21 protein-coding genes are annotated in these 22,315 nt (G+C 70.5%); 13 read left to right on the top strand and 8 right to left on the bottom strand.

Annotated features, from left to right (window positions below):
* The first annotated feature begins 51 nt into the window (after positions 1 to 51).
* A complete protein-coding gene (gene dusB, locus QSK39_RS10050; protein WP_285477336.1) occupies positions 52 to 1,191 on the top strand; it encodes a tRNA dihydrouridine synthase DusB in 1,140 nt (379 codons plus the stop codon).
* Here the strand turns inward: dusB and QSK39_RS10055 are convergent.
* The gene (locus tag QSK39_RS10055) at positions 1,112 to 1,513 is read right to left on the bottom strand and encodes a hypothetical protein (protein ID WP_285477337.1); all 402 of its coding nucleotides are present in this window, start codon (positions 1,511 to 1,513) and stop codon (positions 1,112 to 1,114) included. The two genes, dusB and QSK39_RS10055, sit on opposite strands and share 80 nt — an antisense overlap.
* 109 nt (positions 1,514 to 1,622) lie before the next feature.
* Between QSK39_RS10055 and QSK39_RS10060 the strand changes: the two genes are divergently transcribed.
* Positions 1,623 to 2,276 (top strand): VC0807 family protein, encoded by a 654-nt coding sequence (locus QSK39_RS10060; protein ID WP_285477338.1) that lies wholly within the window; start codon positions 1,623 to 1,625, stop codon positions 2,274 to 2,276.
* 2 nt (positions 2,277 to 2,278) lie between these two features.
* Here QSK39_RS10060 and QSK39_RS10065 read toward each other — a convergent pair whose 3' ends face one another.
* Positions 2,279 to 2,776, bottom strand: coding sequence for a DUF2199 domain-containing protein (locus QSK39_RS10065; RefSeq protein WP_285477981.1), 498 nt, complete (start codon positions 2,774 to 2,776; stop codon positions 2,279 to 2,281).
* Positions 2,777 to 2,868: 92 nt separating this feature from the next.
* Between QSK39_RS10065 and QSK39_RS10070 the strand changes: the two genes are divergently transcribed.
* The 11 genes from QSK39_RS10070 to QSK39_RS10120 all read left to right on the top strand — a co-directional run bounded on the left by QSK39_RS10070 (position 2,869) and on the right by QSK39_RS10120 (position 16,264).
* Entirely contained in the window at positions 2,869 to 3,561 is a 693-nt protein-coding gene (locus QSK39_RS10070; RefSeq protein ID WP_285477339.1) for a GntR family transcriptional regulator, read from the top strand.
* A complete protein-coding gene (locus QSK39_RS10075; RefSeq protein WP_285477340.1) occupies positions 3,558 to 4,577 on the top strand; it encodes an ADP-ribosylglycohydrolase family protein in 1,020 nt (339 codons plus the stop codon). The genes QSK39_RS10070 and QSK39_RS10075 overlap by 4 nt, the downstream gene beginning before the upstream one ends.
* A gap of 14 nt (positions 4,578 to 4,591) precedes the next feature.
* A complete protein-coding gene (locus tag QSK39_RS10080; RefSeq protein WP_285477341.1) occupies positions 4,592 to 6,031 on the top strand; it encodes a purine-cytosine permease family protein in 1,440 nt (479 codons plus the stop codon).
* A complete protein-coding gene (locus QSK39_RS10085) occupies positions 6,028 to 6,555 on the top strand; it encodes a cysteine hydrolase family protein (protein ID WP_285477342.1) in 528 nt (175 codons plus the stop codon). The genes QSK39_RS10080 and QSK39_RS10085 overlap by 4 nt, the downstream gene beginning before the upstream one ends.
* A 10-nt stretch (positions 6,556 to 6,565) precedes the next feature.
* Positions 6,566 to 9,655 carry an NACHT domain-containing protein gene (locus QSK39_RS10090; RefSeq protein ID WP_285477343.1) on the top strand — a complete coding sequence of 1,030 codons (3,090 nt, stop codon included), beginning with the start codon at positions 6,566 to 6,568 and terminating at the stop codon, positions 9,653 to 9,655.
* Entirely contained in the window at positions 9,652 to 10,485 is an 834-nt protein-coding gene (locus tag QSK39_RS10095; RefSeq protein ID WP_285477344.1) for an alpha/beta fold hydrolase, read from the top strand. Before QSK39_RS10090 ends, QSK39_RS10095 begins: the two co-directional genes overlap by 4 nt.
* Before the next feature lie 87 nt (positions 10,486 to 10,572).
* On the top strand, positions 10,573 to 11,136 hold the full coding sequence (idi, locus tag QSK39_RS10100) for an isopentenyl-diphosphate Delta-isomerase (RefSeq protein ID WP_285477345.1): 564 nt from the start codon (positions 10,573 to 10,575) through the stop codon (positions 11,134 to 11,136).
* Positions 11,137 to 11,256: 120 nt separating this feature from the next.
* Positions 11,257 to 11,946 carry a GGDEF domain-containing protein gene (locus QSK39_RS10105; protein ID WP_285477346.1) on the top strand — a complete coding sequence of 230 codons (690 nt, stop codon included), beginning with the start codon at positions 11,257 to 11,259 and terminating at the stop codon, positions 11,944 to 11,946.
* A 1,445-nt stretch (positions 11,947 to 13,391) separates the two neighbouring features.
* The gene (locus QSK39_RS10110) at positions 13,392 to 14,837 is read left to right on the top strand and encodes an LCP family protein (protein WP_285477347.1); all 1,446 of its coding nucleotides are present in this window, start codon (positions 13,392 to 13,394) and stop codon (positions 14,835 to 14,837) included.
* Between the two features lie 83 nt (positions 14,838 to 14,920).
* Positions 14,921 to 15,586, top strand: a complete 666-nt coding sequence (gene phoU, locus QSK39_RS10115) for a phosphate signaling complex protein PhoU (RefSeq protein WP_285477348.1) — start codon at positions 14,921 to 14,923, stop codon at positions 15,584 to 15,586.
* A gap of 117 nt (positions 15,587 to 15,703) precedes the next feature.
* Complete coding sequence (locus tag QSK39_RS10120) at positions 15,704 to 16,264, top strand: dihydrofolate reductase family protein (RefSeq protein WP_285477349.1); 561 nt, start codon at positions 15,704 to 15,706, stop codon at positions 16,262 to 16,264.
* Positions 16,265 to 16,346: 82 nt separating this feature from the next.
* On the opposite strand, the gene pstB is transcribed toward QSK39_RS10120, so the two are convergent.
* The 6 genes from pstB to QSK39_RS10150 all read right to left on the bottom strand — a co-directional run bounded on the left by pstB (position 16,347) and on the right by QSK39_RS10150 (position 22,240).
* On the bottom strand, positions 16,347 to 17,123 hold the full coding sequence (gene pstB / locus QSK39_RS10125) for a phosphate ABC transporter ATP-binding protein PstB (protein WP_103337881.1): 777 nt from the start codon (positions 17,121 to 17,123) through the stop codon (positions 16,347 to 16,349).
* A 10-nt stretch (positions 17,124 to 17,133) separates the two neighbouring features.
* A complete protein-coding gene (gene pstA / locus QSK39_RS10130) occupies positions 17,134 to 18,048 on the bottom strand; it encodes a phosphate ABC transporter permease PstA (protein WP_285477350.1) in 915 nt (304 codons plus the stop codon).
* 2 nt (positions 18,049 to 18,050) lie between these two features.
* Positions 18,051 to 19,115 (bottom strand): phosphate ABC transporter permease subunit PstC, encoded by a 1,065-nt coding sequence (gene pstC, locus QSK39_RS10135; RefSeq protein WP_285477351.1) that lies wholly within the window; start codon positions 19,113 to 19,115, stop codon positions 18,051 to 18,053.
* A 50-nt stretch (positions 19,116 to 19,165) separates the two neighbouring features.
* Positions 19,166 to 20,296, bottom strand: coding sequence for a phosphate ABC transporter substrate-binding protein PstS (pstS, locus tag QSK39_RS10140; protein ID WP_285477352.1), 1,131 nt, complete (start codon positions 20,294 to 20,296; stop codon positions 19,166 to 19,168).
* A gap of 225 nt (positions 20,297 to 20,521) precedes the next feature.
* Positions 20,522 to 21,427, bottom strand: coding sequence for a mycothiol synthase (mshD, locus tag QSK39_RS10145; RefSeq protein WP_285477353.1), 906 nt, complete (start codon positions 21,425 to 21,427; stop codon positions 20,522 to 20,524).
* 63 nt (positions 21,428 to 21,490) lie between these two features.
* The gene (locus QSK39_RS10150; protein WP_285477354.1) at positions 21,491 to 22,240 is read right to left on the bottom strand and encodes a winged helix-turn-helix transcriptional regulator; all 750 of its coding nucleotides are present in this window, start codon (positions 22,238 to 22,240) and stop codon (positions 21,491 to 21,493) included.
* Positions 22,241 to 22,315 lie beyond the last annotated feature (75 nt).

Consider the following 22,315-nt stretch of genomic DNA (forward strand, 5'->3'; position numbering starts at 1 on the left):
GGCAGGGACTTTAGCCAGGCCGACTGTGCGTGATCGACACCACAAGCGACAATGGAGGACGTGACCGCCACCCTGAGCAAGCCCGCCCTGAAGATCGGCCCCTACCAGGTCGATCCCCCAGTGGTGCTCGCTCCGATGGCCGGCATCACCAACGTCGCCTTCCGGCAGCTGTGCGCCGAGTACGGCGCCGGCATCTACGTCTGCGAAATGATCACCGCGCGGGCCGTCGTCGAACGGCATCCCGGGACCATGCACATGATGACCTTCGGGGCCGACGAAAAGCCCCGGTCCATGCAGCTCTACGGCGTCGACCCGAAGACCATGGCCGAAGCCGTCCGGATCATCGTCGGTGAAGGGCTTGCCGACCACGTCGACTCCAACTTCGGCTGCCCGGTCGCGAAGGTGACGCGCAAGGGTGGCGGGGCGGCGCTGCCGTTCAAGCGGAAGCTGTTCGAAGCGATCGTCCGGGAGTCGGCGAAGGCCGCCGGTGACGTGCCGTTCACCGTCAAGTTCCGCATCGGCATCGACGACGACCACCGCACCTACCTCGACGCGGGCCGCATCGCCGAGGCCGAGGGCGCCGCCGCCGTCAGCCTGCACGCGCGCACCGCCGCGCAGCGCTACTCCGGCCAGGCCGACTGGACCAAGATCGCTGCTCTCAAGGAAGCCGTGACCAGCATCCCGGTGCTCGGCAACGGCGACATCTTCAGCGCCGCCGACGCCCTGCGCATGGTCGCCGAAACCGGCTGCGACGGCGTCGTCGTCGGACGCGGCTGCCTCGGCCGGCCGTGGCTGTTCGGCGAGCTCGAAGCCGCGTTCGCGGGCCGCCCGCTGCCGATCCCGCCGAACCTGGGCGAGGTGTCGCGCGTCCTGCGCCGCCACGCCGAGCTGCTCATCTCCCACGACGGCGAGACCAAGGCCCTGCGTGACCTGCGCAAGCACATGGCCTGGTACTTCATGAACTTCCCGGTCGGCTCCGAGCTGCGCCGCGGCTTCGCGATGGTGTCCAGCCTGACCGAGCTCGACGACCTCATCGGCCGCCTCGACCACGACGCCCCGTTCCCCGCCAACGCCGACGGCCCGCGCGGCCGTCAGGGGTCCCCGGGCAAGGTCACACTCCCGCATGGCTGGCTCGACGATCCGGACGACGACTGCGTCCCGGAGGCGGAAGACATGCACTCCGGCGGCTGAGCTGCAGCAGGCTGAACCCGAACAGCAGCACCCCCAGCGGGACGTGCACGACGGTCACGTGCGCGATGCCCAGCACCACCTGCGCCAGCACCAGCCCGAGGAACCCGGTCGCGGAGACGATCGGCCCGGGTGAGCCGCCGCCTGGGCGCCACGCCAGGACCGCCGCGGCCACGTGCACCATCGCCACGACGAACACCGCGTACGCCGCCGCGCTGTGCAGCGAATGCCCGTACGGCGTGGTCAGCATCAGGCCGGCGGTGACCGGCGAAAGGAACACGGCCAAGGTCTGCAGGCCGATCGTGAAACGCAAGAACGTCGCCATACCCGTACGACGACGCGGCCACGCCGAACGTGAGGTCGTGACATCTGTAACCCCCCGATCGTGGCGGATCGCATCCTTGCCGGACCCCTCGCCGCGACAGGCTCTTCCCATGACGAACGAAAGCGCACCCGCCTCGCTGCTCCGGACCCTCGGCATCGAAATCGCCGTCCCGCTCGGGGTCTACTACGGACTCCACTCGCTCGGTGCGAGCGACTTCACCGCGCTCGCCCTCTCCGGGGTCTTCCCGCTGGCGCGGACGCTCTTCCAGTTCGCCAAGCACCGCACCCTCAACGGGCTCGCGCTCGTCGTCCTCGTGACCAACGTCGTCGGGATGCTGCTGACCTTCGTCTCCGGGGACGCCCGCATGATGATCGCCAAGGACTCGATCGGGAGCGGGATCACCGGGGTCGTCATCCTGATCTCCGCGTTCACCGCGCAGCCGATCATGACGAAGGCCCTGCGCCCCTTCCTCACCCACGGCAAGGCCGACCACGAAGCCGCGTGGGAACGCCTGCAGCCGAACAACCGGTTCCGCACCGTCCTGCGCCGCGGCAGCTTCATCTGGGGTGCCGGGTTCATCCTCGAAAGCGCCGCCCGCGTGATCGGTGCCTTCACCCTGCCCGTCTCGACCATGGTGTGGCTGAGCACGGTCCTCTTCGTGGCCTCGTTCGCGGTGATCATGGTGGTCGCCGGGGCGTCCGCGAAGGAAGCCGGCGAGATGGTGGCGCGGGAAGCCGGCGCGAAGCAGCTCGTCGCCGCCTGACGTCAGCAGGGCCGCGCGCGGAGGAACTCGGCGTGCGGCCAGGTTCCGGTGAGGATCCGCTTGAACGCCTCGTTCTCGCTGGCGGTCACCCGGGGCATCGTCCGCTCGTCCGGGACCGCCGCGGTGATCCGCACGCCGTACGTGTCCGGCCACGGCGGGACGCCGTTGAGCAACGTCCCGCTGAACGTGCACCCGGCCCAGGCGGCACCGCCGGCGCGACCGGCGCTGTTGACCCGGTTCGCGTCCTCACCGTCGAGCCCCACCCAGACCCCGATGGTCGACGTCTGGTCCGTGTCCAGGTGGATCGGCAGGATGACCCGGATGGCCGCCCCGAAGCCGTCGGCGACGAGGAACGAGTCCGAGTGGAACCGCAGCGCCTTCCTGCGCTCGCGCTTGGTGAGCTCGGCGAGCGGGTCGGGCCAGACGTAGTTCCACGCCAGGTGACCGGGATCGAGCCGCTGACCGCAGCAGGAGCAGGTCGGGCCAGCCTGGGGACGCATCCTCACCCCGCGGACCTTATCCGGCGGCGAACCGGACCACAGCCGGGTTTCGCCGCTTGACCAGCACGAACACAGCGTGTACAGGTGTGTACATGTACAGCAAACGGCAGCAGCTCGTCGGCGACCTCTCCGACCTGATCCGGTCGGGGCGCCTCGCCCACGGTGAGCGTCTCCCGGGCGAGAACCAGCTCGCCGAGCAGTACCAGGTCAGCCGCGGGACCGTCCGCAGCGCCCTCTCCGAGCTCCAGCAGCTCGAACTGATCTCCACCCAGGCCGGGGTCGGGTCGTTCGTCACCTTCGACGGCGTCCAGCTCGACCAGCGGCTCGGCTGGGCCCGCGCCCTCGCCGACGCCGGGGCGCCCGTCAGCACGCGGCTCCTCGGCATCGAGACCGTCGAAGACCGGGCCCTCGAAGAAGAGTTCGGCGAGAAGACCTACGTCGCCGTGCGGCGGCTGCGGCTGGAGCACGACCGCGGCGTCTCGCTGGAGACCGCCACCGTCTCCGCCGACGGCGTGCTCGCCGACCTCCCCGAGACCGGCCTGCGGGACGGCTCCCTCACGAAGACCCTCGAGGCCGCCGGCCGGATCTCCGTCGGCGGCGACCAGTGGATCAGCACCCAGCGCCTCGACGCCGGCGACGCCGAGCTCCTCGGCCGCGGCGTCGGCGAGCTCTTCCTCCGCGCCGAACGCACCTCGGTCGACGCCGAAGGCCGGCTCGTCGAGCGGGTGGTCAGCCTGCTGGACCCGGACCGGTTCCAGTTCCACCTCACCTTCGGACACCGGTGAACGCGCGGGACCGGGCGCTCGGCGCGTTCACCGGGCTCGCCGTCGGCGACGCGCTCGGCATGCCGACGCAGTCCATGTCCCGCGCCGCCATCGCCGCGGCCTACGGGCCGGTCACCGGCCTGCTCAGCGCCGTCGCCGAGCAGCCGGTCGCGCCGTCGATGCCCGCCGGGTCGGTCACCGACGACACCGAGCAGGCCGTCCTGCTCGCTCGTCTCCTCATCGACGGCCGCGGCACCGTCGAGCCGCACGTCTTCGCCGACGCCCTGCTCATCTGGGAGGCGGACATGATCCGCCGCGGCTCCGCGGACCTCCTCGGGCCGTCGACGAAACGCGCGCTCTCGCAGCTCCAGAACGGCGTTCCCGCCGAAGAGGCCGGCCGCACCGGGACGACCAACGGCGCCGCCATGCGCGTCACGCCGGTCGGCATCGCGACCCCCTCCGAAGACCTCCACGCGCTGGTCGACGCGGTCGCCGCGACCGCGCGCGTCACGCACAACACCAGCCTCGGCATCGCGTCCGCCGCCGCGGTCGCGGCCACCGTGTCCGCCGGGGTCGAGGGCGCGAGCCTGTCCGAAGCGCTCGACGCCGGCGAGCGCGCGGCCGTCGTCGGCGGGGAACGCGGGCACTGGGCGGCCGGCGGGGAGATCGCCGCCCGGATCGGCTGGGCCCGCGGCTGGGTGCGGGGCATGGCGCCGGCCGCCGTCGCCGACGCGGTCGCCCGCGTGATCGGCACGTCGGTCGCGTCGCAGGAGTCCGTCGTGGCGGCGTTCGCGCTGGCCGAGGCCATGGGCGACGACCCGCCGGCGGCGCTGCGCCTGGCCGCCGGGCTCGGCGGCGACACCGACACCGTCGCGGCGATCTGCGGGGCGATGCTCGGCGCCGCGCACGGTGTGGGTGCGTTCCGGCCCGATGTCGTCGAGACTGTGCTCTCGGTGAACCGTCTCGAATTCGGGCCGCTCGTCGACGAGCTGCTCGCCCTCCGGCGGCGGACCGGGAAGCGTCACACCACCTACTGACCAGGGGGCGGGCCATGACCGAAGCGGGCACGCGGAAGCTCCAGGTGGAGACCAACGGCCTCGACGTCATCGACGACGCCGAACGCCGCGGCAGGCCACGCCAGCTGTTCTGGCCGTGGTTCGGCGCGAACGTGTCGGTGCTGGGGCTCAGCTACGGCTCGTTCACCCTCGGCTTCGGCATCTCGTTCTGGCAGGCACTGGTCGCCGGCGTCGTCGGCATCCTGTTCTCGTTCCTGCTGTGCGGGTTCATCGCGATCGCGGGCAAGCGCGGGTCGGCGCCGACGATGCTGCTCTCGCGCGCGGCCTTCGGCGTCCGGGGCAACCGGCTGCCGTCGGCGATCTCGTGGCTGCTCACGGTCGGCTGGGAAACCGTGCTCACGGCGCTGGCGACGCTCGCGACGTCGACCGTCTTCGAACGGCTCGGCTGGGGCGGCGGGACCCCGACGAAGGTGATCGCGCTGGTCGTGGTCGCCGCGCTGACCGTCGCCGCCGGTGTCCTCGGCTTCGACGCGATCATGAAGCTGCAGACGTGGATCACCTGGATCACCGGCGTGCTCACGGTCGTCTACGTGATCCTGGTCGCCGGGGACGTGCACTGGGACGCCGTCAGCGCGCTGCCGTCCGGCTCGGCGCAGCAGTGGGTCGGCGCGCTGGTGTTCCTGATGACCGGCTTCGGCCTCGGCTGGGTCAACGCGGCCGCGGACTACTCGCGCTACCTGCCGCGGTCGTCGTCGAGCCGCGGGGTGGTCGGCTGGACGACGTTCGGCGCGTCGGTGGCGCCGCTGGTGCTGCTGGTGTTCGGGCTGCTGCTGGCCGGCTCGTCGACCGAGCTGAACGGCGCCATCGCCAAGGATCCGATCGGCGCGCTCACGACGCTGCTGCCGCTGTGGTTCCTGGTCCCGTTCGCGCTGGTCGCGGTGCTCGGCCTGGTCGGCGGCGCGGTGCTGGACATCTACTCGTCGGGGCTGGCGCTGCTGTCGGCCGGGCTGCGCGTGCGGCGGCCGGTGGCGGCGTTCGTCGACGGCGTGCTCATGGTGGCGGGCACGATCTACATCGTGTTCTTCGGCGGCGAGTTCCTCGGCCAGTTCCAGGGTTTCCTGGTGACGCTGGGCGTGCCGGTGGCGGCGTGGTGCGGGGTGATGCTCGCGGACGTCCTGCTGCGCCGGTGTGACTACGCCGAGCCGGACCTGTTCGACCCGGCGGGCCGCTACGGCGACGTCCGGTTCGGGCCGATCGCACTGGTGCTGGTGGCGACGGCGCTCGGCTGGGGCCTGGTCACGAACACCGCGGCCGGCTGGCTGCAGTGGCAGGGCTACCTCCTCGAACCGTTCGGCCTCGGCGGGCGCGGCGGCTCCTGGGCGTATGCGAACCTCGGCGTCCTGGTGGCGCTGGTCCTCGGCTTCGTCGTCACTTTGCTTGCGCGGCACCGCGTCCGCGCGCAGGAGACGGCGTGAGGTCGGTCCTGGCGGTCATCGACCTGCAGAACGTGTTCGCCACCCCGGCGAGCGAGTGGTTCACCCCGCGCTTCGCCGAGGTGCTGCCGGCGATCCACCGCCTGGTGACGGCGTTCGGCAACGACGTCGTCTTCACCCGGTTCGTCGCGCCGGCGCGCCCGGAAGGGGCGTGGAAGCAGTACTACGAGCAGTGGCCGTTCGCGCTGCGGCCGCCGGATGACCAGCTGTACCGGGTGATCCCCGAGTTCGACCCGCCGTCCACAGTGGACGCGACGACGTTCGGCAAGTGGACCCCGCGGCTGGCGACGCGCGTGGGCGGCGCCCGGCTGGTGCTGGCGGGGGTGTCGACGGACTGCTGCGTGCTGTCGACGGCGCTGGCCGCGGCGGACGCGGGCGTGTCGGTGACGGTGGTGTCCGACGCGTGCGCGGGCGTGGACGACGAGAGCCACGCGAAGGCACTGGACCTCATGCGGCTGTACGGGCCGCTGGTGAAGGTGGCCACGACGGACGAGGTGCTGGGCTAGGCTCGCCTCGGTGAGCCTCGAAGCCTCGGCCATCGCGTTGACGACCGCGGTGGTCAAGGCCGCCGCGAAGCTCTGGCTCGGCGACCGCCCGATCGCGGCCGACGCCTCGGCCAAGGTGTTCGACCTGCTGGAGAAGCAGGTCACGGGGCTCAACGACCGCCGCAAGCTCCGGCTGCTGTTCACGAACCTCGAGTCCCGCGTCGCCGACCGCCTGCTGCCGTTCCTCGACGTCGAGTTCCGCGCGCTGCCGGAGAACGAGCGGACCGCGGCGGTGGAGGCGGCCCGCGAGACGTTCGACCGGGCGGCCCTGACCGACGACGACCTGTTCGCCACCGACCTCGACGCGGCGTTCCTGTACCGCTCCCTCCTCCGGACGGTCCCCGGCGCCACGTCCCTGCTGTCGGCCGACGCGACGGAGCTGTACCGGCGGGTGCTCCGGGAGTGCTGCGCGTACCTGGTGCAGGTGACGAGCACATTGCCCCGCTTCCAGCCGGGCGCACTGGTCGAGGTGCTCCGCCGGGAGACGGAGATCCTGGAGACGGTCCGGAACGTCCTGGCGGCGCTCCCGGAACGCCGCCACCCGGACGACTTCGCGGCGGACTTCCGCCGCCAGGTCGTGACGGCGCTGGACCGGATGGCGCTGTTCGGCGCGGGCTTGACCGACGCGACCCGGCTGTACCCGCTGTCGGTCGCGTACCTGAGCCTGAGCGTCAGCGCCGACGACGACGGTCCGCCCGCCGACCGGATCGAGCACGTGCTGCCCCGCACCCGGCGGATCCTGCTGCGCGGCGAGGCGGGCTCCGGCAAGACGACGATGCTGCAGTGGCTGGCCGTGCAGTGCGCGAGCCGGCAGCTGCAGGACGTCGACGGCTGGGCCGACCTGGAGCCGTTCCTGGTGCGGCTGCGGCGGTTCAGCCGGTCGCCGCTGCCCACGCCGGAACGCTTCCTCGACGAGGTCGGCAGGCACATCGCCGACGAGATGCCGGCCGGCTGGGTGCACAAGCGACTGCGCAAGGGGTGGGCTGTCGTCCTCGTCGACGGAATCGACGAGCTGCCCGACGAGCGCCGCCGCGAGGTGCGCGGCTGGCTCCGGGAACTCGTCGGCGCGTTCCCGAAGGCCCGGTTCGTCGTCACCACCCGCCCGGCCGCAGTGGCCCCCGGCTGGCTGCGCGGCGAAGGGTTCACCGAGGTCCGCCTCCAGCCGATGACCCCGCGCGACGTCCGCACGTTCGTCAAGCGCTGGCACGCGGCGGTGCCGGCGCTCGAAGACCGCGGGGACGCGTTGATCGCGGCCATCGGCGCCCGGAGCGCGTTGCGGCGGCTCGCCGAGAACCCGCTGATGTGCGCGTTGCTCTGCGCCCTGCACCAGGAGGGCAACGGACGCCTGCCCGACAACCGCATGGAGCTCTACGACGTCGCGCTGCGCATGCTGCTCGACAGCCGGGACGTCGAGCGCCGGATCGAAGCCACCGTGCGGCTTTCGCTGACCGAAAAGCTCGTGCTGCTGCGAAGCCTGGCTTACTGGCTGGTCCGCAACGGCCACACGGACGTCCCGGTGTCGGACGCCGAAGCCCGCGTCGCGGCGAAGCTGCGCTCGATGGGCCAGATCGATGTCACGCCGCACACGGTGTTCCGCCACCTCGTGGACCGCGGCGGCGTGCTGCGCGAACCGGTCCCGGGCCGGATCGACTTCGTGCACCGGACGTTCCAGGAGTACCTGGCGGCTCAGGCGGCGGTCGAAGAGGACGACATCGGCATCCTGACGGCGAACGCCCACCTGGACGAGTGGCGCGAAGTGGTGGTCCTGGCGGCGGGGCACGCGCATCCGGCGCAGCGCGAACGCCTGCTGGACGGGATTCTCCGCTGGGACGCGGACGAGCAGGAGCGGCTGAAGCTCGACCTGGTGGCGTTGGCGTGCTTGGAGACGTCGCCGGTGTTGAGCGAGCGGCTGCGGAACGAGATCGAGGACCGGGCGAGCACCCTGATCCCGCCGTCGACCTTCAAGGAGGCGGAGGCGCTGGCGGCGGCAGGCGAGTTCGTCCTCGACCTCCTGGCCGACAGTGCACCCGAGACCCCCGCGGCGGTGGCCACGACCGTCCGCGCGATCGCGTTGATCGGCGGCCCGGGCGCGCTGGAGCTGCTGACCCGCTACCACCGGTCCGAGGAGAAGGCGGTGGTGGACGAGCTGGTCAAAGCCCGGAAGAGGTTCGATCCGGCCGAGTTCGCCGAACGCGTGCTGGCCGGCTTGCCGATCGAGCACCTGTGGATCGACGATCCGGCGGACCTGGCCGGCCTCGAGCACCTGAGCCACCTCGAATACCTCAACTGCCTTTTCGACGAAGTTCACGGCGATCTAAGCTTCGTCCGGGATCTCCCTCGGCTGAAAAGCCTCGACGTCACCGACCCGGGCGAGTTCGACCTACGGCCGCTCATCGGCACCTCGTTGGAACACATCACCTTGACGGGCAGCATGTCCACCACCTCGACGGACCTCGGACCACTCGCCGGGATCCCCGCTCTGCGCACGATCGAGGTCGTGCTGAAGACGCACGGGTGGTCGCGGCTGGCCGAACTGCCGAACCTGAAGAGACTCAAGCTGAGCTACCTCGAGCTCGACCAGCTCGCCGAGCTCGCTCCCTTGCGCCTGGTGCCCGAACTGACCTTGAACCAGGTCTTCGGCATCGAAGACCTCAGCCGTCTGTCCTTTTTGCACAATCCGCGTAGCCTTCGCTTCGAAAACTGCCCGCTTCTACGGGACGTGCAGGTCCTCGCCGGCTGGTCCCGCAGCCTGACCGAGCTCAGTTTCGTCAACTGTCCCGAGGTCGACCTCACCGTGCTTCCGTCGCTGACCTCGTTGCTTCGCCTGCAACTCCTCTCCTCATCGTTGCCGGACCTCCGGCTCCTGTCGGGTCTCAAGGCATTGCGGTTACTGGCTTTGCTGGCACCCGGCGAGATCGACCTGACCCCACTGGCTGGCCAGACCGACCTCCTCGTGATCGTCAACTTCGAGGCCCAGCTCGTCGGCGAGGAGCTGCTGGGGCCCGGGAGCCGAGTCAAGCGGCTCGGGCGCGGCGGCGAACTAGTAGATTCGGGCGCGTGATCGACCACATCAGCATCCCCACCGAGGCCGGTTCCTTCGACGCCATCGCCGCCGGGCCCGAAGACGGGCGGCCCGTGCTGCTGCTGCACGGCTTTCCCGAAGCCGCCGTCGAGTGGGAGCACCAGGTCGCCACCCTCGGGGTGCTCGGGTACCGGGCCGTCGCGCCGGATCAACGGGGCTACTCGCCCGGTGTCCGGCCCGAGCAGGCGACCGACTACTCGATCGACCACCTCGTCGGGGACGTCGTCGCGATCGCCGACAAGCTGGGCTGGAAAGAGTTCGACCTCGTCGGGCACGACTGGGGCGGGGCCGTCGCCTGGTGGACCGCCGATGCGCACCCCGATCGCCTGCGCAGCCTCGCCGTCGTCTCCACGCCGCACCCCGCCGCGCTCGCCGAGGCCATGAAGACCGACGAAGACCAGCACCTGCGGACGCGCTACATGACCGAGTGGCGGCAGACCCGCGTCACCGAGCGGCGGATGCTGGAGAACGACGCCCGGGCGCTCCGGGACATGTTCGAGCGGCGGGTCCCGCTGCACAAGATCGAGGACTACGTGCAGCGGCTGTCCGAGCCGGGCGCGCTCACCGCGGCCCTCAACTGGTACCGCGCGGGCCGGCCGGGCGGGAAGATCGGCAAGATCTCCGTGCCGACGCTGTACATCTGGAGCACCGAGGACGTTTCGTTCGGCTCGGCCGCCGCGCTCGACACGGCGAACTGGGTCACCGGGCCGTTCCGGTTCGAAATGCTCGAAGACGTCACGCACTGGGTGCCGGAAGAGGCACCGGAAGCCGTCACGTCACTCATCGTCGAGCACCTCGACGCGCGGTAACCGCCCGTCACCCGGCCGGGCGGACCGCCGGTAACCCACCCGGCTCGCGGTACGAGCCACTCCGGCTCGTCGTGTTCACTGGGCAGCGTGGACATCGCGATCGAACCCGAGACCGAGCAGGTCGTCTTCGTCACCGAGGACGGCGTACCCACCGGCGAGACCGGCCCGAAGCTGGCCAGTCACCACGAGCACACCCGGTTGCACCTGGCCTTCTCCTGCTACGTCCTGCGACGCGGCGACAACGCCCTGCTGATCACCCAGCGCGCGCTGCACAAGAAGGTCTGGCCCGGGGTCTGGACCAACAGCGTCTGCGGTCACCCGGCGCCCGGCGAGTCCCTCGAGGACGCCGTCCGCCGGCGCGCGGCCTACGAGATCGGGCTGCCGTCGCTGTCCGGGCTGCACTGCGTGCTGCCGAGCTACCGCTACCGGACGCCGCCGTTCCAGGGGATCGTCGAGAACGAGTTCTGTCCGGTCTTCGCCGCCTGGGCCGACGCCGAGCCCGAGCCGAACCCGGCCGAGGTCGGCGGCTGGCGGTGGGTCAGCTGGGCCGACTACCAGGAGTTGCTGAACGACGAGACGGCTAATGTGAGTTACTGGGCCAAGGATCAGTTCTCCCAGCTCAAGGGGCTCGAACCCTTCTCCGGACTCTGAGGGCGCAACTCCGGAGCGTCACTGTCGTAGTCCCGTTTGAGGGAAATTCACCTTCGTCCGCACCCGTGCCTCAAGAGCGGCCTCCGCTGCGACGACAACCAATGCGTGGTGGAGGTGGGCATGGTCGCCGGGGACGAAGGCGTGCTGCGCCGGAGCCCGCAGCCGCCGGACCTGCTGCGTCTCCACGAGGCCGTCGCCACGCTCTTCGCGACCCAGGGCGACTGGCGCCGCGCCTACCAGCACCTCCGCTCCGCGCTGGACATCGCCCGGGACGGCAGCCTGCGCGACGCGCTGACGTCGAGTTACAACCGCCGCTATCTCGACGAGCGCTTGTACGGACCGTTCACCGATCGGCCGACCGCCCGGCCGCGGCCGGCGCTGGGCATCGCACTCGTCGATCTGGACCGCTTCAAGCGCGTGAACGACACGTACGGTCACCTCGTCGGCGATCGCGTCCTCCGCCGGGTGGCCGCGCTGCTCCAGGAGGGGCTGCCGCCGGAGGGCTTCTGCGCCCGCTACGGCGGCGAGGAGTTCGTGCTGTGGCTGCCCGGCGTCGATGCCGGGCACGCGGTCCGCATCGTCGACGCCGCCCGGCTGCGCGTCGCCCGTCACCCCTGGTCAGAACTCCAGCCGGGGCTGCACGTGACCATCAGCGCCGGGCTCGCCCACGAGGGGCCGGACGCCCCGACGCTGCCCGAGCGCCAGCTGCGCGACGCCGACGACCTCCTTTACGCGGCGAAACGGGCCGGGCGCAACAAAGTCGCCTATCAGGACGCGCAAAGTACGCAGTTAATAACCCACTCTGAGTAACGTAAACGCCGCATTACCCCGGAAAGCTGCGGGCACCCTTCACCCGTTAGTCGACGGCCAGCGGCCGTTCGTCGACTCAAGGTGAAGAAAATTCCGGGAGGGTGTCGTCACGAACGGGGGGTATCCGTACGATAACGAAAACCTCCGGGGGAACGATCACCTCTCGCGGGGGAAGACGGCCAAGTAACGAACCCGCCTTCGATCGCGCGAAAGGAGACCGAGTGCCGGACGAGCACGACAGCCCGGGGACCGGTCGCCGTTCGGACGGTCCCGCGCGGCCCCGCACCGGCAGACGCCGGTCGATGGAGGACCAGGGCGGGATCAGCGTCTCGGACGTCGTGGCCAAGTCGACCGGCGTTCGCCCGGTCCCGGCCCGCGAGGACCACCCCGAGCAGCCCGGACGCCGTGCCCGCGTCGACGGACCACCCGCCTCGCCGGCTCCGGCGCGAGGTGCGCATTCGCGGGCACCGCAGGCGCCCGCCGAGAACCCAGTACCCACGGACGCCACTCGTCAACCGCGCCCGCCGCGGCCGCGCCAGCCGCGCCGCACGACGGCGGCCGCCCCGCTGCCCGAGGCCCCGCTCCAGCGCCGCCCGCCGGTCGCGAACCCGGGCCCGCAGCAGACGTCGGCCGCCCCGCAGCCGCCCCGGCGCCCCCGCCGTCCCGCGGCCGGTCCCGACGGCGCACGTCAGCGCCCGGCGGCCGACGATGCCGCGCTCCAGGCCGACGGTGTCGCATCCCGGAGGCCGGAAAGCGCACGTCAGCGCCCCGCAGTGGAGGATGGCGCCGCGCCCCGCCGCCCGGAGAGCGCTCGCCAGCGCCCCGCGGCCGAGGACAGCACCGGACTCCGCCGCCCCGGACAGCGCGCCGCCGCCGCTGCGGCCGACGCTGCCCAGCGTCCGGCTGACGGCGGTGCCGCACCCCGTCCCACCCGCCAGCGCCCCAGCGCCGAGGGGGCAATGCCCCAGCGCCCGACGGCCGAAGACGGTCCTCGCCGCCCCGACACCGCCGCCCGCCAGCGCCCCGCGGCCGACCGCCGACCGGCGGCCCCCGCCGACGGCCCCGCACCTCAGCGGCCCGCAGCCGACGCACCCCGCCGGTCCGCAACCGACAGTTCTGCACCTCAGCGGCCCGCAGCCGACGCACCCCGCCGACCCGCGACCGACGGCCCCGCACCTCAGCGCTCCGCCGCCGACGCACCCCGCCGACCCGCGACCCCCGTCGACGGTGTTGCCGCTCAGCGGCCCACGGCCCCCACCGACGGCCCCGCCGCCGACGCCTCCCGCCGTTCCCCGGACGGCGCCGCAGCTCGCCGGCCGGCCGTTGCCTCGGCGGCCGAAGCTCCCGCGCGCAAGCGGCCCACCCCGGACTCGCCCCAACCCCAGCACCCGGACGCCGAGGCCCCCGCGCCGACCGGCGAAGCCGCGAGCAGGGGCGATGCCCCGATGCGCCGCCCGGGCGCGGTGCCGTCGCGCGCCGAGCTCGACCCGCTGACCATGACCGACGAGATGGAGGTGATCGACGAGGCGACGCAGTACCGCCGCAAGATCGACCACACCCTCGCCCGGTTCTCGGCTGCCCACGACGAGATGAACGCCGAAGAGGCGAAGCGACGCGAACGTCGTGAACGCCTTTCGCCGGCTTCGCTGATCGAGAGCACGCGGACGGCGCTTCAGCGCGTCGTCACGCCGGCGCCGTCTCCCGAAGAAGAGGCCGACGCCGCGCTGACCCCGCTGCAGGAGAAGAGGGCGCGGAACCTCGAGCGTTCGGCCCGGTTCGGCCGGATCGCCGCGGCCGTCGTCGCCGGGCTGGTGTTCCTCGGCATCGGCGGCGCCTGGGGCGCCCAGACCTACTTCGACGCCAAGTTCACCCAGGTCTCCGCCCTCGACGAGAACTCGTCCGACATCCAGGACGCCGACGCGCAGGCCAACGACGAGAACTTCCTCATGGTGGGCTCCGACACCCGCGACGGCGCGTCCGCCGAGGAAGGCGTCGGCACCGCGGACAGCACTCCGGGCGCCCGCTCCGACACCGTGATGGTGGCGCACATCCCGGCCGACCGGAAGCGGGTCGTCGTCACGTCGTTCCCGCGCGACCTCGAGATCAACCGGCCGGACTGCCAGAAGTGGGACCCGGCGCAGAACAAGACCACCGACGAGGTCTTCCCGGGCCAGAAGATCGCCAAGCTCAACACCGCGTACGCGGTCGGCGGGCCGGCGTGCGTGACCAAGGTGATCCAGCAGATCACCGGCCTGCGGATCAACCACTTCGTCGGCATCGACTTCAACGGCTTCAAGGAGATGGTCGACGCCGTCCACGGCGTCACCGTGCACAACGAGAAGCCGATCGACGACGGCATCCTCGGCAAGGTGCTGCTGGAGACCGGCGACGTCACGATCTCCGGCGACCAGGCGCTGAACTTCGTGCGCGCCCGGCACGTCAAGGGCGACCCGACGTCGGACTACGGCCGGATCAAGCGGCAGCAGGAGTTCATCGGCGCGCTGCTCAAGAAGGTCATGTCGTCGGACGTCGTGCTCGACCCCGGCAAGCTCAGCGACTTCATCACCGCCTTCGCGAAGGCCACCTTCGGCGACAACCTCGGCGTCAAGCAGATGATGACGCTGGCGCAGTCGATGAAGGGCATGGACCAGTCGAAGATCTCGTTCCTGACCGTGCCGACGACCGGTGAGGCGAACAGCCGGGGCAACGAGGTTCTCGTCCGCAGCAAGACGAAGGCGCTCTTCGACGCGCTGCGCAACAACACCCCGCTGCCGGACCCGAACGCGCCCGTCCCCGCGAGCGAGCAGCCGGCGCCGACCAGCACGTCGAAGTCGTCGTCCAAGACCACTTCCAAGACCACGACGAGCAAGAAGACGAGCACCACGGGCTGATCCGCGAGGATCGTTAGTCCGGGTTCACGTGCGGTTCACCCGGCGATGCGGTGTTTGGCCACGGTTGGCCGTAGGGTTGGGCCATGCGTGAGGCTTACCATGTCGAACTCGAACAGCTCGCCGTCAACCTGGCCGCCATGTCGGTCCAGGTCGCTGACGCCATGGAGCGCGCCACGCGGGCACTGCTGGACGTCGACCTCAGTCTCGCCGAACAGGTGATCAGCGACGACGCCAAGGTCGACGACGCCCGCGCCAACTGCGAGGAGCAGGCGTACGCACTGCTCGCCCTGCAGGCTCCCGTGGCCACCGATCTGCGCACCGTGCTGGCGGCGATCCACGCCGCGGAAAGCCTGGAACGGATGGGTGATCTGGCGCTGCACGTGGCGAAGGCCGCCCGGCGCCGTCACCCCGACCCGGTGCTGCCCGAGGCGGTGAGGCCGTACTTCGCCGAGATGGGCGAGGTCGCGGTGAAGCTGGCCCGGTCCACCGAGCAGGTCATCAAGACGAAGGACGTCGAAGCGGCGAAGACGCTCGAGTCCGACGACGACCAGGTGGACGACATCCACCGCCACCTGTTCACGGTCCTGATGGACCGCGAGTGGCCGCACGGCGTGGCCGCGGCGGTCGACGTCACGCTGCTGGGCCGCTTCTACGAGCGCTACGCCGACCACGCGGTGTCGGTCGCGAAGCGGATGATCTTCGTGGTGACCGGCAAGATGCCGGGCTACGGCTCCGACGACGACATCTGAGCAACCTCCGAAAAGGGCCCCTGACCTGCGTCAGGGGCCTTTTTTCGTGGAGACCGATGAGTTTCGCGGCGCCGGTGTCTCTCAACGGGTGACAGCACACTCACGAAGGAGCCGGCCATGCGCAGCGTCATCGCCTACGTCAACCTCACCCTCGACGGCCACCTGGCCGGCCCGGCGGGTGAGCTGGACTGGATGTCGTTCGACCCCGACCTGAACATCGCGCTGTCCGGCGAGATGCGGTCCCGGTGCGACACGATCATCACGGGCCGGAACTTCCACCACGGGATCGAGCAGAACTTCCGCGCCCAGGCCGCCGACCCGGCGAGCCCGGCCGAGCTGGTCGACTTCGCGACGTGGATGATTTCGACGCCGCAGGTGGTGTTCTCCCGCTCGCTCCGGGAAGTCGCCGCACCGCACCGGATCGCGGGCGAGGACCTCGCGGCCGAGGTCGCCGGGCTGAAGGCGTTGCCGGGCAAGGACATGGTGCTCTTCGGCGGGGTGTCGATCGTGCAGCAGTTCGTCCGGGCGGGATTGGTGGACGAATACTGGATCAAGCTCTACCCGACGGCGATCGGGGCGGGACAGCCACTGTTCACGGAACGGCGGACCGAATTGCGGCTCGCGGAAAGCAAAGCGTGGGAATCGGGAATTCTCACCCTTCGCTACCTCCCGGCGTGATTATCCACAAAGGACAAAAGAAGAAGGCCTTTCTCGCCGGCCCCGAGCGCCGGCGAGAAAGGCCTTCGACCGCAACGACAACTCAGCCGAAACGCCCGGAAATGTAGTCTTCCGTGGCCTTCTCGTCCGGGTTGGAGAAGATCTTCTCCGTGTCGTTGAGCTCCACCAGCCGGCCCGGCTGCCCCACGCCCGCCAGGTTGAAGAACGCCGTCTGGTCGGAAACCCGCGCCGCCTGCTGCATGTTGTGCGTGACGATGACGATCGTGTAGTCCTTCTTCAGCTCCCCGATCAGGTCCTCGATCGCCAGCGTCGAGATCGGGTCCAGCGCCGAGCACGGCTCGTCCATCAGCAGGACGTCCGGCTGGACGGCGATCGCCCGGGCGATGCAGAGGCGCTGCTGCTGGCCGCCGGACAGCCCGCCACCGGGTTTGTTGAGGCGGTCCTTGACCTCGTTCCACAGGTTCGCGCCACGCAGGGCACGCTCGGCGATGTCGTCGAGCGTCTTCTTGCCCTTGGTGCCGCCCAGCTTCAGGCCCGCGACGACGTTGTCCTTGATGGACATCGTCGGGAACGGGTTGGGGCGCTGGAACACCATGCCGATCGTGCGACGCACCTGCACCGGGTCCACGGCCGACGCGTAGATGTTCTCGCCGTCCAGCAGGACGTCGCCCTCGACGCGGGCGCCGGGGATGACCTCGTGCATCCGGTTCAGCGTGCGCAGCACCGTCGACTTGCCACAGCCCGACGGGCCGATGAACGCGGTGACGTTGCGCGGCGGCACGGAAAGGGTGACACCGTCGACGGCATGGAACTTGCCGTAGTAGATGTCCACGTCCTTGACGTCGATTCGCTTTGCCATGGCTTACAGCTCACTTCTTCTTCGGGGCGACAAGGCGCGCGAACACGGTGGCGAGGAGGTTGATGATCGCGATGATGAGCACCAGGGTCAGTGCGGCGCCCCAGATCCGGTCGAAGCCGACCGAGCCGGGATCCATCGAGTTGGTGACGCGCTCGTTGTTCATCAGCAGCGGGAGCGCCGCCTGCTCGCCGCTGAAGATGTCCCAGTTCGTGTACGCGGAATAGCCGACCAGGACCAGCAGCGGCGCCGTTTCCCCCATCACGCGGGCCAGCGCCATCATGATGCCGCCGATGATGCCGGACAGGGCCGTCGGCAGCACGATCTTCACGATCGTCTTCCACTTCGGCACGCCCAGCGCGTACGACGCCTCGCGCAGGTCGTCCGGGACGATCCGCAGCATCTCCTCCGACGAGCGGACGACCACCGGGATCATCAGCAGCACCAGGGCCAGCGACACGGCGAAACCGCTGCGCGGCAGGCCGAACGTGGTGATCCACAGCGCGTAGATGAACAGCGCGGCGACGATCGAGGGGACACCGGAGAGGATGTCGACCATGAAGGTGGTGGCCTTCATGAGCCGGCCGCGGCCGTACTCGACGAGGTAGATCGCGACGAGCATGCCGATCGGCACCGCGATGATCGCGCAGACCAGGCCCTGCAGCAGGCTGCCGATGATGGCGTGCAGCACGCCGCCGCCGACCTCGTCGGACAGGTAGTTGCCCAGGTCCTGCGACCACCAGTTGCTGTACGGGATGCGCTTGATGCCGTTCGCGACAACCGTGTACAGCACCCACACCAGGGGGACGACGGCGATCAGGAACGAGAGCCAGACCAGCGTGGTCGCGAAGCCGTTCTTGACCTTGCGGGCCAGGCTGACCTGCTGGAACGCGGGCGTCGCGGCCGGGGCTTCGAGCGTGGTGGTCATGCTCAGTCTCCCTTCTTGCCGATGACGGACCGAGCCGCGAAGTTGACCAGGAACGTGAGCACGAACAGCACCAGGCCGGCCGCGATGTACGCGCCGGCCGAGATCTCGTTGTTGAACTCGCTGTAGTTCGCGGCGATCTTCGAGGCGAACGTCGAACCGCCGTCGAAGAGGCTCCAGTCGAAGTTCCGGCCCTGCGGGATGAGCAGGATGACGGCCAGCGCGATCGTCTCGCCCAGCGCGCGGCCGAGGCCGAGCATGGACGCGCCGACGTAACCGGCCTTGCCGAACGGGAGCACCGTGGTGCGGATGACTTCCCAGCGGGTCGCGCCGAGCGCCAGCGCACCCTCGATGTGCGGCGTCGGCGTGCGCTCGAACACCTCGCGGGAGAGCGACGTGATGATCGGCAGGATCATCACCGCCAGCACGATGCCCGCGGTGAAGATCGTGCCGCGCACGCTCGGCGCGACGTTGCCGGGCGCCAGCAGCGGGAACCACGAGAACGTGTCGTTGATCCACTGCGAGAACGGCTCGATCGCCGGGGCGAACACGAGGATGCCCCAGAGGCCGAAGATGATCGACGGCACCGCGGCGAGCAGGTCGATGACGTAGGCGAAGGGCCGCGCGAGCTTCCTCGGCGCGTACTGCGTCAGGAACAGCGCGATGCCCAGCGAGACCGGCATCGCGATGATCAGCGCCACGAGCGACGTCGCCACCGTGACCTCGAGCAGGTCGAGGATGCCGAACGACATGTTCGCGGGGTCGTTGGTCGACCAGCCGTGGTTGGTCAGGAAGTTGGCCTTGTCGGCCTGCAGCGCCGGGATCGCCTGGATCAGCAGGAAGAGCCCGATCAGGCCGATCAGGGCGACGACGAAGATCCCGGCCCCGGTGGTCAGGTTCTGGAAGATGCGGTCACCGGGCCGCTTCTTCGGTTTGTCACTCGCGGGCGGCTCGGGCGCCGCCGTCGAGGCTGGTTGCTCCGAAATCGGATCCTCCGGGGGCGTCGTGGCGGACGACGAACGCCCACCGGGGTCGCCGGTGGGCGTTCGCGTCGAGGATGACTCGCTCATCAGGACTTCTGACCAGCCTCTATCACTCGTGGGTCAGTCGCAACGCCGGGTCAGGAGATCGCCTTGACGGCGGCCAGGACCTTGGTCTGCAGCGACTGCGGGATCGGCACGTAGCCCTTGGCGGACAGCGGCTGCTGACCGTCGGTGGCGGCCACCGTCAGGAACGCCTTGACGGCCTTCGAGACGTCCGGGTTCGCGTACTTCGAGCAGACGATCTCGTAGGTCGTCAGCAGCAGCGGGTAGGCACCCGGGGTGTTGCTGGCGTAGATGCCGTTGAGGTCGAGCGCGAGGTCGTTCGTGCCGTCCTTGAGGAACTTGGCCGAGTCGAGGGACTTGGCCACGTTCGCCGCGCTGAGCTCGACGCCGCCGGAGCCGCTGTCGATGAGGGCCGGGGTCAGGCCGTCCTTGGCGAACGCGCCCTCGACGTAGGTGATGGCACCGTCGGCGGCCTTCACCGCGGTCGCGACACCGTTGGAGCCCTGCGCACCGTTGCCGACGCCACCGTTGAACTTCTTGCCGGCACCCTTGGTCCAGTCGGCCTTCGCCGCCGCACCCAGGTACTTCTGGAAGTTGTCGGTGGTGCCCGACTCGTCGGAGCGGGAGACGACCTGGATGGCCTTGTCCGGCAGGTTCGCGCTCTCGTTGCCCTTGACCGCCTTGATGGCCGGGTCGTTCCACTTGGTGATGCCACCGCTGAAGATCTTGGCGATGACCGACGGGGTCAGCGTCAGCTTGTCGACACCCGACAGCTTGTAGGCGACGGCGACCGGGCCGACGACCATCGGGATGTTCCAGGCGTCACTCGCGCAGCGCTTCTTGGCCGCGTCGAGGTCCGCGCCGGTGATCGGCGAGTCCGAGCCGCCGAAGTCGATCTGGTTGGCGTTGAACTGCTTGACGCCGGCGCCCGAACCGCTGGGGTTGTAGTTCACCTGCTGGCCCGAGCACTTCTTGCTGTACTGCTGCGTGAAGATGTCGATGGCGTTCTTCTGGGCCGACGAACCTTCCGCGGACAGCGGGCTCTTGCCGCCGCACGCCACGTCGGCCGTGCCGGTGGCGGCCGGGGCGGCAGCCGAGTTCGAGCTGCTGCTGTTGGACGCCGCGGGGTCGGAACCACAGGCGGCGAGCACGAGGGCGGCGCTCGCGACGATGCCCACCGCGCTCAGGGGCCGCATGATCTTCACTGCTGTTTCCTCCATCAGGAGCTTGACCGGGTCGTCGCGGCGTGGTGCCGCGCCGGATCCGGACATTAGGCAGCCCTGGTGGACGGTCGGCCGTGAACAAATGAACGCGAAGTGAACAAGGCCCAGGATGTGAGCAGTGCTACTACTCCGATAGGGTGCCGTGTCCCGGCCGTGACCTGCGCGTTCGCACACCGTGACGAGTCGTTAGCGCGGCGTCGATCGTGGTCACCGACCGTACTGGACGTCGGTTTCGTGACGGGCAAACCCGAGCTTCGTGTAGACGGCGAGCGCCGGGGCGTTGTCGCCCTCGACGTACAGGATGATCTGCCGCAGCCCGCGGCTCGCGAGGTACCGCAGCCCGGCGAGCGTCAGCGCCCGGCCGAGCCCGCCGCCCTGGGCCGCCGGGGCGACGCCGACGACGTAGACCTCGCCCACGCGCTCGCCGTCGAAGCGACCCGGCGTCGCCTCGTGGACCTTCGTCCAGTGGAAGCCGATCACTTCGCCGTCCTGCTCGGCGAGGAAGAAGCCGTCCGCGTCGAACCACGACCGGCTCTCGTCCCCGCGGAGGTCGTCGGCGGTGAGAGCGCCCTGCTCGGGGTGCCAGTCGAAGGCCAGCGCGTTGACCCGGATGACGGCGTCCTCGTCCTGCCCCGGCACGAACGTCCGCAGCGAGACGCCGTCGCGCAGCCGTGGCTCCGGCCAGTCCGCGCCCTCGACGTCGGCGTGCAGGATCAGCAGCTCGCGCTTGCGCTCCAGGCCGGTCCGCACGGCCAGCTGCCGCGCCGCCGGGTGGTCGCCGTGCGCCCAGATGCGGAACCCGACCGCGGCGCGCTCGTCGACGGCCTGAAGGAGCTTCGCGCCGTAGCCGCGGTTGCGGTGGGCCGGGTGCACGAACAGCTCGGCGACCTGGTGCCCGAAGGAGTCACCCGTGGTGTCGAGGTGGGCGTAGCCGACGACGTCGCCCTCGACGCACGCGACGAGGTGCTCACCGCCGTCGAACTCACCGGGCAGCGGCCCCTCGGGTTCGGCCTCGGGCCGCCCGTCGGCCTCGCGCACGGCCAGCAACAGCCCGCGCACGTCCTCGAGCTGCTGCTCGTCCAGCTCCTGGCGCCACTCCCCGTCTCCGCTCACCCCGTGACCGTACCCGCGCCGGAAGCAACGCGACGGTTGCCGGCGCGTCCTGGGAGTGTGGTGTCAGCGCGCGAGTTCGGGGGTCTCGGCCGGCGCCTCGGCCTGCGCGGGCACGGCCGCCCGCGCCGCGCCGCCCTTGGCGGGCCGCTCGAACTTGTAGCCGACGTTGCGCACGGTGCCGATCATCTGCTCGTGCTCCGGGCCGAGCTTGGCGCGCAGCCGCCGCACGTGGACGTCGACCGTGCGGGTGCCTCCGAAGAAGTCGTAGCCCCAAACCTCCTGCAGCAGCTGGGCGCGGGTGAACACCCGGCCGGCGTGCTGGGCGAGGTACTTGAGCAGCTCGAACTCCTTGTAGGTCAGTTCGAGGGTGCGCTTGCGCAGGCGGGCGGTGTAAGTCGCCTCGTCGATGACGAGCTCGCCGACCCGCAGCTCGGCGTCGACCTGCGCGGAGCCGCCGTCGCGGGTCGTGACCAGCCGCAGCCGCGCGTCGACCTCGGCCGGGCCCGCGGTGGGCAGCAGGATGTCGTCGGTGCGCCACTCGGCGCTCACCGCCACCAGCCCGCCCTCGCCGACGACGGCGATGATCGGGGTGGCCGCCTCGTCTTCGCCGGTGCCCTTGAGCAGGCGGCAGAGGCTCTTCGCCGAGGCCAGGTCGCTGCGCGCGTCCAGCAGGATGACGTCCCGGTGGCCCGCGTCGAGCAGGGCGGTCACCTCGGGGGGACGTACGCGTACGGTGTGCGGCAGCAGGTCCAGCGCGGGCAGCACCGAAGTGGCGTCGGCTTCCGCAGTCAGCACCAGAAGGTCCAGGCTCATGAGCCGCACCGCCTTCACAGATCGTCGCCTCACGGTGGCGTTGTTCGGTGCTAAGTGAGAATAGCGGCTCGACGG

Origin of the sequence: Amycolatopsis sp. NBRC 101858 (genome assembly GCF_030269325.1) — a bacterium.
GTDB lineage: Bacteria > Actinomycetota > Actinomycetes > Mycobacteriales > Pseudonocardiaceae > Amycolatopsis > Amycolatopsis ponsaeliensis.

What these genes read in the sequence shown, in the direction of transcription:
- QSK39_RS10080 (WP_285477341.1), top strand. Translation starts at nt 4,592, where the DNA reads ATGACCGAAGCGGGCACGCGGAAGCTCCAGGTGGAGACCAACGGCCTC.
- QSK39_RS10110 (WP_285477347.1), top strand. Translation starts at nt 13,392, where the DNA reads ATGCGCCGCCCGGGCGCGGTGCCGTCGCGCGCCGAGCTCGACCCGCTG.
- phoU (WP_285477348.1), top strand. Translation starts at nt 14,921, where the DNA reads ATGCGTGAGGCTTACCATGTCGAACTCGAACAGCTCGCCGTCAACCTG.
- QSK39_RS10150 (WP_285477354.1), bottom strand. Translation starts at nt 22,240, where the DNA reads ATGAGCCTGGACCTTCTGGTGCTGACTGCGGAAGCCGACGCCACTTCG.
- QSK39_RS10105 (WP_285477346.1), top strand. Translation starts at nt 11,257, where the DNA reads ATGGTCGCCGGGGACGAAGGCGTGCTGCGCCGGAGCCCGCAGCCGCCG.
- QSK39_RS10060 (WP_285477338.1), top strand. Translation starts at nt 1,623, where the DNA reads ATGACGAACGAAAGCGCACCCGCCTCGCTGCTCCGGACCCTCGGCATC.
- QSK39_RS10120 (WP_285477349.1), top strand. Translation starts at nt 15,704, where the DNA reads ATGCGCAGCGTCATCGCCTACGTCAACCTCACCCTCGACGGCCACCTG.
- QSK39_RS10055 (WP_285477337.1), bottom strand. Translation starts at nt 1,513, where the DNA reads ATGGCGACGTTCTTGCGTTTCACGATCGGCCTGCAGACCTTGGCCGTG.
- QSK39_RS10065 (WP_285477981.1), bottom strand. Translation starts at nt 2,776, where the DNA reads ATGCGTCCCCAGGCTGGCCCGACCTGCTCCTGCTGCGGTCAGCGGCTC.
- pstC (WP_285477351.1), bottom strand. Translation starts at nt 19,115, where the DNA reads ATGAGCGAGTCATCCTCGACGCGAACGCCCACCGGCGACCCCGGTGGG.
- pstA (WP_285477350.1), bottom strand. Translation starts at nt 18,048, where the DNA reads ATGACCACCACGCTCGAAGCCCCGGCCGCGACGCCCGCGTTCCAGCAG.
- dusB (WP_285477336.1), top strand. Translation starts at nt 52, where the DNA reads ATGGAGGACGTGACCGCCACCCTGAGCAAGCCCGCCCTGAAGATCGGC.
- QSK39_RS10070 (WP_285477339.1), top strand. Translation starts at nt 2,869, where the DNA reads ATGTACAGCAAACGGCAGCAGCTCGTCGGCGACCTCTCCGACCTGATC.
- pstB (WP_103337881.1), bottom strand. Translation starts at nt 17,123, where the DNA reads ATGGCAAAGCGAATCGACGTCAAGGACGTGGACATCTACTACGGCAAG.